Here is a 14,476-nt window from a genome sequence, read left to right as displayed (position 1 = left end):
TGGTGAATGTTGATTTCTGATCTTTAAGATTAGATCGTTCTTTAAAAATTTGGGTATGTGATAGAAAGATAGACTGGACGTTACTTTCACTGGTAACGGATCAGGCTAAGGTAAAATTTGTGAGATGCTCTTTATGAGCAAGAATCGAATTTTCGGCGAATGTCGTCTTCACAGTATAACCAGATTGCTTGGGGTTATATGGTCAAGTGAAGAAGCGCATACGGTGGATGCCTTGGCAGTCAGAGGCGATGAAAGACGTGGTAGCCTGCGAAAAGCTTCGGGGAGTCGGCAAACAGACTTTGATCCGGAGATGTCTGAATGGGGGAACCCAGCCATCATAAGATGGTTATCTTAAGCTGAATACATAGGCTTAAGAGGCGAACCAGGGGAACTGAAACATCTAAGTACCCTGAGGAAAAGAAATCAACCGAGATTCCCTTAGTAGTGGCGAGCGAACGGGGACTAGCCCTTAAGTGGCTTTGAGATTAGCGGAACGCTCTGGAAAGTGCGGCCATAGTGGGTGATAGCCCTGTACGCGAAAATCTCTTAGTCATGAAATCGAGTAGGACGGAGCACGAGAAACTTTGTCTGAATATGGGGGGACCATCCTCCAAGGCTAAATACTACTGACTGACCGATAGTGAACTAGTACCGTGAGGGAAAGGCGAAAAGAACCCCGGAGAGGGGAGTGAAATAGATCCTGAAACCGTATGCGTACAAGCAGTGGGAGCCCACTTTGTTGGGTGACTGCGTACCTTTTGTATAATGGGTCAGCGACTTATTTTCAGTGGCGAGCTTAACCGAATAGGGGAGGCGTAGCGAAAGCGAGTCTTAATAGGGCGTCTAGTCGCTGGGAATAGACCCGAAACCGGGCGATCTATCCATGGGCAGGTTGAAGGTTGGGTAACACTAACTGGAGGACCGAACCGACTACCGTTGAAAAGTTAGCGGATGACCTGTGGATCGGAGTGAAAGGCTAATCAAGCTCGGAGATAGCTGGTTCTCCTCGAAAGCTATTTAGGTAGCGCCTCATGTATCACTGTAGGGGGTAGAGCACTGTTTCGGCTAGGGGGTCATCCCGACTTACCAAACCGATGCAAACTCCGAATACCTACAAGTGCCGAGCATGGGAGACACACGGCGGGTGCTAACGTCCGTCGTGAAAAGGGAAACAACCCAGACCGTCAGCTAAGGTCCCAAAGTTATGGTTAAGTGGGAAACGATGTGGGAAGGCTTAGACAGCTAGGAGGTTGGCTTAGAAGCAGCCACCCTTTAAAGAAAGCGTAATAGCTCACTAGTCGAGTCGGCCTGCGCGGAAGATGTAACGGGGCTCAAACCATACACCGAAGCTACGGGTATCACTTAGGTGATGCGGTAGAGGAGCGTTCTGTAAGCCTGTGAAGGTGAGTTGAGAAGCTTGCTGGAGGTATCAGAAGTGCGAATGCTGACATGAGTAACGACAATGGGTGTGAAAAACACCCACGCCGAAAGACCAAGGTTTCCTGCGCAACGTTAATCGACGCAGGGTTAGTCGGTCCCTAAGGCGAGGCTGAAAAGCGTAGTCGATGGAAAACAGGTTAATATTCCTGTACTTCTGGTTATTGCGATGGAGGGACGGAGAAGGCTAGGCCAGCTTGGCGTTGGTTGTCCAAGTTTAAGGTGGTAGGCTGGAATCTTAGGTAAATCCGGGATTCTAAGGCCGAGAGCTGATGACGAGTGTGCCTTTGGTACACGAAGTGGTTGATGCCATGCTTCCAAGAAAAGCTTCTAAGCTTCAGGTAACCAGGAACCGTACCCCAAACCGACACAGGTGGTTGGGTAGAGAATACCAAGGCGCTTGAGAGAACTCGGGTGAAGGAACTAGGCAAAATGGCACCGTAACTTCGGGAGAAGGTGCGCCGGTGAGGGTGAAGCATTTACTGCGTAAGCCCATGCCGGTCGAAGATACCAGGCCGCTGCGACTGTTTATTAAAAACACAGCACTCTGCAAACACGAAAGTGGACGTATAGGGTGTGACGCCTGCCCGGTGCCGGAAGGTTAATTGATGGGGTTAGCTAACGCGAAGCTCTTGATCGAAGCCCCGGTAAACGGCGGCCGTAACTATAACGGTCCTAAGGTAGCGAAATTCCTTGTCGGGTAAGTTCCGACCTGCACGAATGGCGTAACGATGGCGGCGCTGTCTCCACCCGAGACTCAGTGAAATTGAAATCGCTGTGAAGATGCAGTGTATCCGCGGCTAGACGGAAAGACCCCGTGAACCTTTACTATAGCTTTGCACTGGACTTTGAATTTGCTTGTGTAGGATAGGTGGGAGGCTTTGAAGCGTGGACGCCAGTTCGCGTGGAGCCAACCTTGAAATACCACCCTGGCAACTTTGAGGTTCTAACTCAGGTCCGTTATCCGGATCGAGGACAGTGTATGGTGGGTAGTTTGACTGGGGCGGTCTCCTCCTAAAGAGTAACGGAGGAGTACGAAGGTGCGCTCAGACCGGTCGGAAATCGGTCGTAGAGTATAAAGGCAAAAGCGCGCTTGACTGCGAGACAGACACGTCGAGCAGGTACGAAAGTAGGTCTTAGTGATCCGGTGGTTCTGTATGGAAGGGCCATCGCTCAACGGATAAAAGGTACTCCGGGGATAACAGGCTGATACCGCCCAAGAGTTCATATCGACGGCGGTGTTTGGCACCTCGATGTCGGCTCATCACATCCTGGGGCTGAAGCCGGTCCCAAGGGTATGGCTGTTCGCCATTTAAAGTGGTACGCGAGCTGGGTTTAGAACGTCGTGAGACAGTTCGGTCCCTATCTGCCGTGGACGTTTGAGATTTGAGAGGGGCTGCTCCTAGTACGAGAGGACCGGAGTGGACGAACCTCTGGTGTTCCGGTTGTCACGCCAGTGGCATTGCCGGGTAGCTATGTTCGGAATAGATAACCGCTGAAAGCATCTAAGCGGGAAACTAGCCTCAAGATGAGATCTCACTGGGACCTTGAGTCCCCTGAAGGGCCGTCGAAGACTACGACGTTGATAGGTTGGGTGTGTAAGCGCTGTGAGGCGTTGAGCTAACCAATACTAATTGCCCGTGAGGCTTGACCATATAACACCCAAGCAATTTGCAGGCTTCGAGCTGAAAAGCGAAAGAGCACCAGATTGCGGTGTGTGAAGACGAAACGAACCGAAAGTTCGAGCTGCTCACAAAGCACCAAGCTCTATCACCTACCCATTCGCTGGAGCGTAAACCGAAAGGTGAACGACCTGGCTACCGAATTTCTTGACGACCATAGAGCATTGGAACCACCTGATCCCATCCCGAACTCAGCAGTGAAACGATGCATCGCCGATGGTAGTGTGGGGTTTCCCCATGTGAGAGTAGGTCATCGTCAAGATTAAATTCCGAAACCCCTATCTGCGTATGCAGGTAGGGGTTTTGTTTTGCCCGCAGGAAAGTGGGGCGGCACCAGGGCGTTGGCTTGGGCGCAGGCTTTTGTCCGATCAACCCGACGATCTACATGGAAAGTCTGCCGGTGCTGTCCCTTACCCCTGACATGACTCAGGGGGCTAAGCGATGCGACGCAGAGGCGCAAAGTTCTGGTTATGGACCAATACCCGTTTACCTCTTCACACCCATGAAGAAATACTCAGCAATGGGGTGCAAGTCGAAGTGCAGGTGCAGATCAATCACGAGGGCGTCTCTCAGGTGTTTATTGGCCTATATACCGAGAGTGGCTGGGCGATGTGCGAGGAGTCTCACGACAGAAGCTCTGGCGAGTATTACTGCGCCGCACTGAAGTGGGGGATCCAGCGGGCGAGGGAGCTGGTAGCGGACACTCAAGCGTTTGTCGCACCGCACCGGGCACGGTTAACGCTCGGGGCTGTGATTGTCCATGAGCCGACACTGGCGTTGCGACGGATGGAGATGACCGCGCGTGAGCGATTGAAGCTCCGATCCGAAGACGCCTGATGTGGGTCGTCGCTGCGGACCTCGAGAAAACCATCATTCATCGCCAGCTGGTGAGCCGGTGAGATGACGTAGACATGGTTTTTCTCGATGGGCACCGTTTCGGTCACCTGCAGAACCGGCATCCGGGTCGATTCCTGGATGATTTTGTCAGCGATGCTTTGGTGATCGGGCGACAGGTGAAGAATGACCACGAACGCCGTGCCGTTGTCGTGAGACATGTTCTCGAAAAACAATTTGATGGCTTGCAAGCCGCCCGCCGACGCGCCAATCCCTACCACTGGAAAATCCAGAGTGCTGGGAGTCGGGACCTTTCGCTCGGACGTTTCAGCCGAGTGCTTGGGGGGGAGCTTTCTTCTGCCTTTTACCGGTGACAAGGGGCGTATCAAGATCAAGCGGATACCGAAATTGCGGTTCAAAAAAACTGAACAATCCCGTTTTTCAATAACACCTTCAAATATTTAGAGTGCACTCGATCAACAGGAGTTCTCAAGGGAACGGCACTCCTGGCCGATAACCCGAACGGTCATGGTCTTCTACTTAAATTGCCTGGAAATCTTCGATGCTGTCGTACCACCAAAAGCGTTTTCTGATCGTCGATGATTTCTCGGATTTCCGCAGTTCCGTCAGGTCCATGCTGCGGGAACTGGGCGTCAAGGACGTCGACACTGCCGATACAGGCGAACAGGCGCTGCGAATGTGCTCGCAGAAGGCCTACGACTTTATCCTGCAGGATTTCCATCTGGGCGACGGCAAGAAGAACGGTCAGCAGGTGCTTGAAGACCTGATGATTGAGAAGCTGATCAGCCATGAGGCTGTGTTCGTCATGGTCACAGCCGAGACCAGCCAGGCCATGGTGCTCAGTGCCCTGGAGCATGAACCCGATGCCTACCTGACAAAACCCTTCAACCGTTCCGGGCTGGCCCAACGCCTTGAACGGTTGGAGCAACGCAAGAATTTGCTCAAGCCAATCCTGCAAGCCCTCGATCGTGGCAAGCCGCTTGAAGTGCTCAACGCCTGTATCGAACTGTGCAAGAAGGACATTCGTTATTCGCCGCTCTGCCTGCGTTACCGCGCGGACGCGTTGCGGGACATGAATCAGAATGAAGCACTGGAGCGTCTCTACGACAGCATTATTGCTGATCGCCCTTTGCCATGGGCGTTTGCCGGATTGGGTCAGTTGCTGATCAAGCGCGGCCAGATCAGCCAGGCCAAAGCCATCTACGAAAAAGCCCTGAAAGTGTTTCCGATGATGCCAGCGCTGTACGACGGCATGGCCGAAGTGCTGATGGCCGAAGGCGACACCAAGGCAGCTCAGAAAGTCTTGGAAGAGGCGATTCGCCTGTCCCCCCTGGCGGTACGCAGGCAAGCGCTGTTGGGCAAACTGGCGATGACCAACGAAGATTTCGACACCGCCTCCAAGGCTTTTCGTCAGGCCGTGTCGCAGGGGGCGCAGTCTCGTTTCAAGGATGCGGAAAGCAATCTGGGCCTGGCCCATGCCTTGATCAGTAAAGGCAGCGAGAAAGGACTGGATACCCGGACCCGACTGGAAATCAACACAACCCTCAGTTTGGTGGCCAAGGAGAATCCCAGCGATCCTGGCTTGCAGATTCGTGCGCGGCTGATGAAGGCCACCAGTCTGTTACTCAACGACGCTGAAACGGCGGAGAAACTCACCGAACAGGCAATGATGCGTCTCGATGGCATGGAGCAGTTCATGAGCGCTGAAGCAGCATTACTGGTGGCCAAACAGTTGCAAATGCTTGGCCAGGCGAGCGCAGGCGCATCGATGTTGAAAAACTGCGCGGAAATTTATGGTGACGATCCTGTGGTGATGCAGGGGATTGCCAAATTGACCGATGACCCGGCGATTCTCAATTCCAGCAACATGGCCGCCGAACTCAATCGACAGGGCGTACGGGTTTACAAGTCCGGCAACCTGGTGGAGGCCCGGGCGGTATTTCGCAAAGCCCTGGCCCTGCAGCCGAAAAACATCAGTATCGCGCTGAACATGGCGCAGTCGCTGCTCCATGGCGCTGACACCAGCGTGCCTTCAGCTGAAATGGATGAATGTCGGGCCTGCCTGAAACAAGTTGGCATGATGCCCGACACCGACGCGCGTTATCCGCGCTATCAGAAACTGAAAATCAAGGCGTTCGGTGAATGAGCCAAGACTACCCGGTATTGGATTTTTCAACGGTGATTGCCTCCACCGTGCACGACATGAAGAACTCGCTCGCCCTGTTGATACAGGCTCATAGCGATTGGCTGGCACGCTTGCCCGACGCCGGGCAGCACAGCCCGGAGCAGGGCGTCATCGAATACGAGTTCGCTCATCTCAATGGCATGCTGGTGCAGCTATTGGGGCTGTACAAACTGGGCGTCAACCAGATGCCGTTGCAGCCGGCCTACCATGAACTGGATGATTTCATCGAGGCGCAACTGGCCGCTCATCAAGAAGTATTCGCCAGCCGCGGAATTATCGCGACCTATGAAGTCGACCCGTTGAGTCCACTGGGGTTCTTCGACCGGGAGCTGGTCGCATCGGTGCTGGCCAACAGCATCAATAACGCTATTCGTTATGCTCGTCACGCGCTACTGATTACCGTCAGTGATGAGGCCGGGCAGCTGGTGTTGACCATCAACGACGATGGCGATGGTTACTCACCCGAGATGATTGAGCGTCAGGCCGATTACATGCAGGGCATTAACCACAGCACGGGCAGCACGGGTCTGGGCTTGTACTTCGCCGGACGTATTGCAGCGCTGCATCAGCGCAATGGCGTGGGCGGCCGCACCGAAATCAGCAATGGCGGCCCGTTGGGCGGTGGGGTGTTCAGTCTTTACCTGCCCTGACGTTCTTTTTGTGAGGCGGTGCTTGAAATTCTGAACAGCCGAAGCCTATTTTGTACGGGTCGCCGTTCGCGGCTCGTACAGCAACAAGGATTGCGTCATGAAAACCGACGGCCAGGGTTCACTCGCTCAGCGATTGACAGGCATTGATGAGGTTGAATGTGTCACGCCGGATTTGAATGGCGTACCCAGGGGCAAGGTCATGACCGCCGAGGGTTTCCTCGAGGGGCGGCGTTTGCAGATGGCGCGGGGTGTGCTGCTGCAATGCATCATGGGCGGGTATCCGCCGGCGCGCTTTTACGGCAGTGATGATGGCGACCTGGCGCTGGTCCCCGATCCTGCGCACATTCATCGCCTGCCGTGGAGCAAGGAGCCACGGGCGTTCGCCATTTGCGATGCGGATGAGCTGACCGGCGAAAGCTCTAGCCTCTCGACCCGGGGTCAACTCAAGGCCGTAATCGCTCGTTACGCTACCCTCGGTTTGGCACCCGTGGTGGCGACCGAGCTGGAATTTTTTATCTTTGCGCCCAATTCCGACCCGACTCAACCGTTTCTGCCGCCGGTAGGCCTGGACGGTCGTCGTGAGGAGGGTCATTCGGCGTTCAGTGTCAGTTCCAACAACGGCTTGCGGCCGTTCTTCAGTGAAGTCTACGCATGCATGGCCACCCTGGGCCTGCCTCGCGATACCTTCATGCACGAAATGGGCGTCAGCCAATTCGAGATCAACCTGTTGCACGGCGATCCGTTGCTGCTGGCCGACCAGACATTCCTGTTTAAACATCTACTCAAAGAAGTCGCGCTCAAGCACGGTCTGACCGTGGTTTGCATGGCCAAACCGCTGGCACATACGCCGGGCAGCTCCATGCATATTCACCAGAGCATTGTCGAGATCGGCACCGGACGTAACGTGTTCAGTGATCAGGACGGTCAGCCGACCGCGACATTCCGTCATTTCATCGGTGGTCAGCAGGCGGGTATGGCGGACTTCACTGCTCTGTTCGCGCCGAACGTGAACTCCTACCAACGATTGTGCCATCCGTTCGCTTCACCGAATAATGCCTGTTGGTCCCACGATAATCGTGCCGCCGGTCTGCGCATTCCGGCCAGTTCACCGGTCGCTCGTCGGGTCGAGAACCGTCTGCCGGGCGCTGATGCCAACCCGTATCTGGCCATAGCCGCGAGCCTGGCCGCCGGGTTGTATGGCATCCAGAATGAGTTGGAACCGAGCGATCCGATCCAGGGTGAAATCGAAGTGCCGGATAATCTTTCATTGCCGTGTACCTTGCATGCCGCTCTTGAGCGTCTGAAACGTAGTCAATTGGCGAAGGAACTGTTCGGCAAGGAGTTCATCGAAGGTTACATTGCTTCGAAGACCATGGAGTTGACCAGCTTCTTAGATGAAATTACTCCCTGGGAACGTCGTGTTTTAGCAGCCCAGGCCTGACGACACGTCGTCTTCGAGCTATCTTTGCCGATAGCCTGTTTCTCACTGCAAGGAGCCGCTCGGAACGCCGATGCGCCAAATCTGGAAACCTTTTCGAGCGCTTTATTTTGCCTCGCTGATGATGTTGATCGGCTCGGGCTTGTTGAGTACTTACCTGGGCTTGCGCCTGGCGGCTGATCACGTCGACAGCCTGTGGGTGGGTGCGTTGATGGCGGCCAACTATTTTGGCCTCGTCCTGGGCGGCAAGATCGGTCACCGTCTGATTGCCCGGGTCGGGCATATTCGAGCCTACTCAGCCTGCGCCGGGATTGTCGGTGCGGCGGTGCTCGGCCACGGTCTGATCGACTGGCTGCCTGCCTGGATATTCCTGCGGGTCATCGTCGGCCTCGGCATGATGTGCCAGTACATGGTCATCGAAAGCTGGCTCAATGAGCAGGCGGAAGCCTCGCAGCGCGGGGCGGTGTTCAGCGGCTACATGATCGCCTCGTACCTGGGGCTGGTGCTGGGCCAGCTGATTTTGGTCATGCACCCGGCGCTGGGCCTGGAACTGTTGATGCTGGTCGCGTTGTGCTTCGCACTGTGCCTGGTGCCAGTGGCCCTGACTCGCCGGATTCACCCTGCACCGCTGCATCCTGCACCAATGGAGCCTCGATTTTTCATCAGTCGCGTGCCGCAGTCGTTGAGCACGGTGCTGGGGGCGGGGCTGATCATTGGTTCTTTTTACGGTCTGGCGCCGCTTTATGCCTCTCAGCAAGGGTTATCCACGGAGCAGGTCGGTTTGTTCATGGGTAGCTGCGTTTTCGCCGGGCTGATGGTGCAGTGGCCATTGGGCTGGCTGTCCGACCGTTATGACCGGGCGTTGTTGATCCGCTGTGTGGCGATAGTCCTGGCCGTGGCTGCGTTGCCGCTGGCAATCATGCAACAAGTGCCACTGGAGATATTGTTCATCGCCGGGTTCGTTTGTTCGCTGGTCATGTTCTGCCTGTACCCGCTGGCGGTGGCCTTCTCCAATGATCACGTCGAAGGCGATCGTCGCGTGTCCCTCACGGCGATGTTGCTGGTGACCTACGGTGTCGGCGCCAGTATCGGGCCGTTGGTGGCCGGGGTGCTGATGAAGCTGTTCGGCAGCCACATGCTTTATGCCTTCTTCAGTTTCTTCGCGTTGGTGCTGGTGTGGCGGATCCGTCCGAAAGCGGTCACCAATCTGCATCAGGTCGACGATGCGCCGCTGCATCACGTGGCCATGCCGGACAGTATGTCGAGTTCACCGCTGGTGGCTTGCCTTGACCCCCGTGTCGACGAGCAGGTGGTGCAGGATCAGATGCAGAGCCCGATCAGTCCAGAGCCAAAGCCTGCGCCCGAAACCGAAACCGAAACCGGCCCGTCTCCCGAAGACCCTGATACCGGGCGCGAGCAAAGCTTTACCGAGGCCAGGCCATAAAGCCAAGGCATAAAAAAACGGGCAGTCACCGTAAGGGACTGCCCGTTTTTTATTGATGGGTCGTGTTACATGTCGTCTTTGTCGAAGCGCCGCGCTTCACGCTGAAGCTGATAGACGAAACGCTCGACCTGACGCTGTACCAGCCCGCTCATGTTGTGAAAGCGTATGCCGGCAAACGTGGTGGAGATTTTTTCTTCGAAGTGCAGGTAACGCAGTTCGACCGGCGCGGTCATTTTGCCAAAGGGCAGGGCAGCCATGAAGCGATCATAGACCTGGCCCAGTTGCAGGCTGCCAGTGATGTCGCCTTCGAAGCGCAACTTGCAACCGGTGGCGGAAATGTCCAACAACTTGCCGCTGATTGACGTTTTGAGTTTTTCACCCGCGAGTTCGACATCCACCAGTTGTGCCAGCTTCAATGCAGCCCGGAAGGCATTGCGGCGCTGATGGTAGACAACCTCGTCGGGCAGAGGGCCACGATAGCAGCGGTCATTATCGGATTCGTCGATGGTCAGTGGCCCGTTGCTTTCCCAGGCAATGCGCACACCTTCGTGAAACCCTTCGATCCGAAACGATTCGCCGGCCAGCAGATAGCGCTCGCCATCGCGGGGCACCATCTCATCAAAGGCAATCATTTTTTGCTCACGATCGACGTCCACCAGATAGGTCTGGAAGCGCTGGTTGCGCTCGTGGAACGTGATGATCAGCGGGTCATGGCTTTCTTGCAGCTGCCGCAGGTTGCCAGCGATCTCCAATGGCGTCGAGAGCACCTTGGGTGGCTGCGGAGCATCTTCCGCGGTTAAGGCATTGGACACGGTTCATCAATCTCCAGACAAAATATGACTGCGGCTGGCCATAATATTGCCAGCATGTGGCGCGTCTTGATAGGGCAAGCTCATCGACAGACTCAAGCCTGACTGAGCGGGCGTGGCATTGCCAGCTTGGAGGTTGATCCGCGGGCATCGTAAAGCGCTGGTGGTTCGCCACCGGTGAGGATTTTCAGCTGATTGGCGGTGGAGGCCTGCTGCACCTGGATCGACTGGCCATTATTAACGTTGATGGCTTGGCACTGGGCCAACATCTGCACCAGCGCGTCACTCTGTTCCAGTAGCTGGTCACCGATGCTCGATTGGCTGGCGAGTTGCTCCAATCCATCGCGGTTGGTGGGCAAATTAAGGCTGGCGAGAATTTCACTGCGCTTGCGGCCATGCTGTTCAAGCAAGATGATCAATGCCTGTTTCTGCGCCAGAATTTCTTCAAGCAGTTGCATCTCCCGACCATGCAGCGCGAGGGACTCGGTCTGCAATAACTCCATCAATTGTTGCAATGGAGCAAAGTCGTCGGTGATCAGTTGCAGTAAATTAGTGTCGTGCATGGCGGGCCTTGGGGTTTAAGCGTCCAAAAGCCTGGCGCCGGCCTTGGCCTAGCGCTGGGCTTCGAAGTTGAGCAGTTTGCTGGCTACACGGTTGCTGTCGACTTTGTAGCTGCCATCTGCAATCGCTGCTTTCAACTCTGCCACGCGGGCGTTGTCGACGGCAGGCTGATCGCGCAGCTTGTCAGTGACCTTCTGCAACTGTTGAGCCTCATCGCTGAAATGTACCGATTCCCCGCTTTTGACGGTACTGGCCTGTTCGGCCGGGGTATTCAGCGGCGCGGATTTGCCGGCTTCGGCGGTTTCCTTCGCGGCGCTGGTACGTGTACCACCGGTAAGTGACGAGGAGCTGTTCAACCGGCTGAAATCGATGACCATGATAAAAAAACCTCTGGGTATTTGGACGCTTGCCATGTTTTCGGCCATACCCGGAAAAACTTTAGACTCACTTTATCAATGAGCTTGCGCGCGTCAGCGCTTGCCTTGCATGGGGCACAGTTTAGGGAACAGTCGGGCGTCGCGCCATAATTTCGCAAGCAGAGTGCCCTACATGGCCACTTCCACTTGGCCTGGCGCAGTGACTTGCGCCTTGATGACTCGCTCTGAGTTGAGGTTTTTTACCCGGATCTGTTCGCGCAAGCCGCCGTTGGACAACGCCTCGCCCGGCATGCGTACACTGAGCGTACCACTGCGGGCGGTAATCACCACCTGATCCCCCTTGGTAATCACCTCCGCCTGTTCCAGGTGCACCAGAGTAATGACCTGGTCGGTGACCATTGGTCGGGTCAGTTTTTGTCCGATCGCTTCCTCAACCGACGTCAGGTAGCCCTGGTTGATCAGGCTGATGTCGCGCTCGCGCAGGGTGACATCTTGAGGTTCGATAATGCCGGCGCGGCGCAGGGCGCGGGTGGTGGTCACAATGTTGCGAAACAGGCGTACTTGAGCGGGCACGAAGACGGTCCAGGGGGATGCGCCCTCGCAGCGAACCTTGACCGTTACCCGCCCCAGCGGCTTGGCCGGACTCTCGAGTGAGGCTGTCAATTCCTTGTCGCACATGGGCATGCGCAGTCGCGGGTCGATTTGGTTGACCTCGATTTCATAGCGACCTTCTGTTTGACTGGTCGCCAGATAGTCCTCTACGGTGAACTCAAGAAAGCCTTGGGTGACGCCGATAAGCATGTCAGGCAAGGTAACTGCGTCAGCAAGGGCGGGGCTGCCAGCGCTGAACAGGCAAGCGGCCGACATCGCGCAAAGTAATTTGCGGAAGGTTGATGTCAGGCGTCGGGAAAATGTCGGTTCTGTGTTCATAAGAGTTAAAAAGCAAGCGCCGTGCCGTTTAGTGATAAAGGTGCGTCGCAACACACTTAAGCGTTGGTGTAGGAGTCTGTGCATGGCTGGTGTAATGGATGCGGTAAACCAGCGCACGCAATTGGTGGGGCAGAATCGCCTGGAGCTGTTGTTGTTCCGTCTCGACGGCCAGCAGCTCTATGGGATCAACGTGTTCAAGGTTCGTGAGGTGCTGCAATGCCCCAAGCTGACCCTGATGCCCAAGTCCAGTCCTGTCGTGTGCGGTGTGGCGAATATTCGGGGGGCGACCATTCCGATCCTTGATCTGGCGATGGCCACCGGGTCCGGTGCGCTGAAAGACCAAAGCAATCCCTTCGTGATCATCACGGAGTACAACACCAAGACCCAGGGTTTCCTGGTGCGGTCGGTGGAGCGTATCGTCAACATGAACTGGGAGGAGATTCATCCGCCACCCAAGGGCACGGGACGCGATCATTACCTCACGGCTGTGACTCGGGTTGACAATCAGTTGGTCGAAATCATCGACGTCGAGAAGGTGTTGGCGGAAGTGGCGCCGACACCGGAAGCGATTTCGGTCGGCGTGGTGGATGTCGAAACCCAGCACAAGGCGCTGTCCTTGAAAGTTCTGACGGTCGATGACTCGTCGGTGGCGCGCAAGCAAGTCACCCGATGCCTGCAGACGGTCGGTGTCGAAGTGGTGGCGTTGAACGACGGCAAGCAAGCGCTGAATTACCTGCGCAAACTGGTCGACGAAGGCAAGAAGCCGGAAGAAGAGTTTCTGATGATGATTTCCGACATTGAGATGCCGGAGATGGACGGATATACCCTGACGGCCGAGATCCGCAACGACCCTCGCATGCAAAAGCTTCATATCATCCTGCATACTTCATTGTCGGGCGTATTCAATCAGGCGATGGTCAAGAAAGTCGGTGCCGATGACTTCCTTGCCAAATTCCGTCCTGATGACCTGGCATCCCGGGTAGTCGACCGGATCAAAGCAGCAGACATCAGCTAGGGGCCTTCTGCCCCTGGTGATCAAAACGATTTAAGAGGCGGCATCATTGTCTACGGGTAATTTGGATTTCGAACAGTTCCGGGTATTCCTGGAAAAAGCCTGTGGCATTTTGCTCGGTGAAAATAAGCAGTACCTGGTCTCGAGCCGTCTCAACAAACTGATGGAACAGCAGGGCATCAAGTCCCTGGGTGAGCTGGTCCAGCGCATGCAGACCCAGCCACGCAGCGGTTTGCGCGAGATGGTGGTGGATGCCATGACCACTAACGAAACCCTGTGGTTTCGTGACACCTATCCGTTCGAGGTCTTGAAGAACAAGGTGTTGCCTGAAGCGATCAAAGCCGCTCCCGGCCAGCGTCTGCGCATTTGGTCGGCGGCGTGCTCGTCGGGTCAGGAACCGTATTCGCTGTCGATGTCCATCGATGAGTTCGAGCGGGTCAACATGGGGCAGTTGAAGATGGGAGTGCAGATCGTTGCCACTGACCTGTCGGGTACCATGCTGACCAACTGCAAGTCGGGTGAGTACGACAGCCTGGCGATCGGTCGTGGCTTGTCGCCCGAGCGTCTTCAACGTTATTTCGACCCGAAAGGGCCGGGGCGTTGGGCAATCAAGGCGCCGATCAAAAGCCGGGTGGAGTTTCGTTCGTTCAACCTGCTGGACAGCTACGCGAGCCTCGGCAAATTCGACATCGTGTTCTGCCGCAACGTGTTGATCTACTTCTCTGCCGAGGTGAAGAAGGACATCCTGTTGCGCATCCACAGCACGTTGAAGCCCGGTGGTTATCTGTTCCTCGGCGCTTCCGAAGCGCTGAACGGTTTGCCGGATCATTACCAGATGGTCCAGTGCAGCCCGGGGATTATTTACCAGGCAAAGTGATTCATCGGCGGTACACAAAAAACGGGAGTCCTCACGGGCTCCCGTTTTTTTATGCCTGCAGAATTTCCGGACACCACCTCCATCCCCTGTGGGAGCGAGCTTGCTCGCGATAGCGGAGTGACAGGCGACGAAGATGTTGACTGACGCGACGCCATCGCGAGCAAGCTCGCTCCCACAGGGTCATAGGGGGCTCTCGGCTGGGATAAGCGGCAGAAAAGC

10 protein-coding genes, 2 rRNA genes and 1 pseudogene are annotated in these 14,476 nt (G+C 55.7%); 8 read left to right on the top strand and 5 right to left on the bottom strand.

Going from position 1 to position 14,476, the window contains the following annotated elements; translation table 11 throughout:
* The first annotated feature begins 200 nt into the window (after nucleotides 1-200).
* Both AC1MDT_RS15345 and rrf read left to right on the top strand, forming a co-directional pair.
* Nucleotides 201-3,092, top strand: a 23S ribosomal RNA gene (locus tag AC1MDT_RS15345).
* 173 nt (nucleotides 3,093-3,265) lie between these two features.
* Nucleotides 3,266-3,381: ribosomal RNA gene (gene rrf / locus AC1MDT_RS15340) — 5S ribosomal RNA — on the top strand.
* A gap of 577 nt (nucleotides 3,382-3,958) precedes the next feature.
* Here rrf and AC1MDT_RS15335 read toward each other — a convergent pair.
* A pseudogene (locus tag AC1MDT_RS15335) lies at nucleotides 3,959-4,246 on the bottom strand (chemotaxis protein CheB); the annotation flags it as partial.
* Between the two features lie 269 nt (nucleotides 4,247-4,515).
* Between AC1MDT_RS15335 and AC1MDT_RS15330 the strand changes: the two are divergent.
* The 4 genes from AC1MDT_RS15330 (at nucleotide 4,516) to AC1MDT_RS15315 (ending at nucleotide 9,691) form a co-directional block, all read left to right on the top strand.
* Nucleotides 4,516-6,120 carry a response regulator gene (locus AC1MDT_RS15330; RefSeq protein ID WP_480417962.1) on the top strand — a complete coding sequence of 535 codons (1,605 nt, stop codon included), beginning with the start codon at nucleotides 4,516-4,518 and terminating at the stop codon, nucleotides 6,118-6,120.
* Nucleotides 6,117-6,809 carry a sensor histidine kinase gene (locus AC1MDT_RS15325; protein ID WP_480417961.1) on the top strand — a complete coding sequence of 231 codons (693 nt, stop codon included), beginning with the start codon at nucleotides 6,117-6,119 and terminating at the stop codon, nucleotides 6,807-6,809. The genes AC1MDT_RS15330 and AC1MDT_RS15325 overlap by 4 nt, the downstream gene beginning before the upstream one ends.
* A 199-nt stretch (nucleotides 6,810-7,008) precedes the next feature.
* Entirely contained in the window at nucleotides 7,009-8,250 is a 1,242-nt protein-coding gene (locus AC1MDT_RS15320) for a glutamine synthetase family protein (protein WP_480422797.1), read from the top strand.
* Nucleotides 8,251-8,320: 70 nt separating this feature from the next.
* Complete coding sequence (locus tag AC1MDT_RS15315; RefSeq protein WP_480417960.1) at nucleotides 8,321-9,691, top strand: MFS transporter; 1,371 nt, start codon at nucleotides 8,321-8,323, stop codon at nucleotides 9,689-9,691.
* Nucleotides 9,692-9,756: 65 nt separating this feature from the next.
* Here the strand turns inward: AC1MDT_RS15315 and AC1MDT_RS15310 are convergent, their stop codons facing one another.
* The 4 genes from AC1MDT_RS15310 to flgA all read right to left on the bottom strand — a co-directional run bounded on the left by AC1MDT_RS15310 (nucleotide 9,757) and on the right by flgA (nucleotide 12,368).
* Nucleotides 9,757-10,503 carry a flagellar brake protein gene (locus tag AC1MDT_RS15310; RefSeq protein ID WP_480417959.1) on the bottom strand — a complete coding sequence of 249 codons (747 nt, stop codon included), beginning with the start codon at nucleotides 10,501-10,503 and terminating at the stop codon, nucleotides 9,757-9,759.
* Nucleotides 10,504-10,595: 92 nt separating this feature from the next.
* Entirely contained in the window at nucleotides 10,596-11,063 is a 468-nt protein-coding gene (locus AC1MDT_RS15305) for a flagella synthesis protein FlgN (RefSeq protein ID WP_480417958.1), read from the bottom strand.
* A 48-nt stretch (nucleotides 11,064-11,111) separates the two neighbouring features.
* Entirely contained in the window at nucleotides 11,112-11,438 is a 327-nt protein-coding gene (gene flgM / locus AC1MDT_RS15300; RefSeq protein WP_480417956.1) for a flagellar biosynthesis anti-sigma factor FlgM, read from the bottom strand.
* A 168-nt stretch (nucleotides 11,439-11,606) separates the two neighbouring features.
* Entirely contained in the window at nucleotides 11,607-12,368 is a 762-nt protein-coding gene (gene flgA, locus AC1MDT_RS15295) for a flagellar basal body P-ring formation chaperone FlgA (protein WP_480417955.1), read from the bottom strand.
* A gap of 82 nt (nucleotides 12,369-12,450) precedes the next feature.
* On the opposite strand from flgA, the gene AC1MDT_RS15290 reads away from it, so the two are divergent.
* The gene (locus tag AC1MDT_RS15290; RefSeq protein WP_480417954.1) at nucleotides 12,451-13,383 is read left to right on the top strand and encodes a chemotaxis protein CheV; all 933 of its coding nucleotides are present in this window, start codon (nucleotides 12,451-12,453) and stop codon (nucleotides 13,381-13,383) included.
* Between the two features lie 46 nt (nucleotides 13,384-13,429).
* The gene (gene cheR, locus AC1MDT_RS15285) at nucleotides 13,430-14,257 is read left to right on the top strand and encodes a protein-glutamate O-methyltransferase CheR (RefSeq protein ID WP_480417953.1); all 828 of its coding nucleotides are present in this window, start codon (nucleotides 13,430-13,432) and stop codon (nucleotides 14,255-14,257) included.
* Nucleotides 14,258-14,476 lie beyond the last annotated feature (219 nt).

The organism is Pseudomonas sp. ASL7 (assembly GCF_056680375.1).
This window is presented reverse-complemented; position numbering and strand designations above follow the sequence as displayed.

Excerpts from the sequence above, each read along its gene's own strand:
- AC1MDT_RS15305 (WP_480417958.1), bottom strand. The coding sequence starts at position 11,063 with ATGCACGACACTAATTTACTGCAACTGATCACCGACGACTTTGCTCCA.
- AC1MDT_RS15290 (WP_480417954.1), top strand. The coding sequence starts at position 12,451 with ATGGCTGGTGTAATGGATGCGGTAAACCAGCGCACGCAATTGGTGGGG.
- AC1MDT_RS15330 (WP_480417962.1), top strand. The coding sequence starts at position 4,516 with ATGCTGTCGTACCACCAAAAGCGTTTTCTGATCGTCGATGATTTCTCG.
- flgM (WP_480417956.1), bottom strand. The coding sequence starts at position 11,438 with ATGGTCATCGATTTCAGCCGGTTGAACAGCTCCTCGTCACTTACCGGT.
- flgA (WP_480417955.1), bottom strand. The coding sequence starts at position 12,368 with ATGAACACAGAACCGACATTTTCCCGACGCCTGACATCAACCTTCCGC.
- AC1MDT_RS15320 (WP_480422797.1), top strand. The coding sequence starts at position 7,009 with ATGACCGCCGAGGGTTTCCTCGAGGGGCGGCGTTTGCAGATGGCGCGG.
- AC1MDT_RS15325 (WP_480417961.1), top strand. The coding sequence starts at position 6,117 with ATGAGCCAAGACTACCCGGTATTGGATTTTTCAACGGTGATTGCCTCC.
- AC1MDT_RS15315 (WP_480417960.1), top strand. The coding sequence starts at position 8,321 with ATGCGCCAAATCTGGAAACCTTTTCGAGCGCTTTATTTTGCCTCGCTG.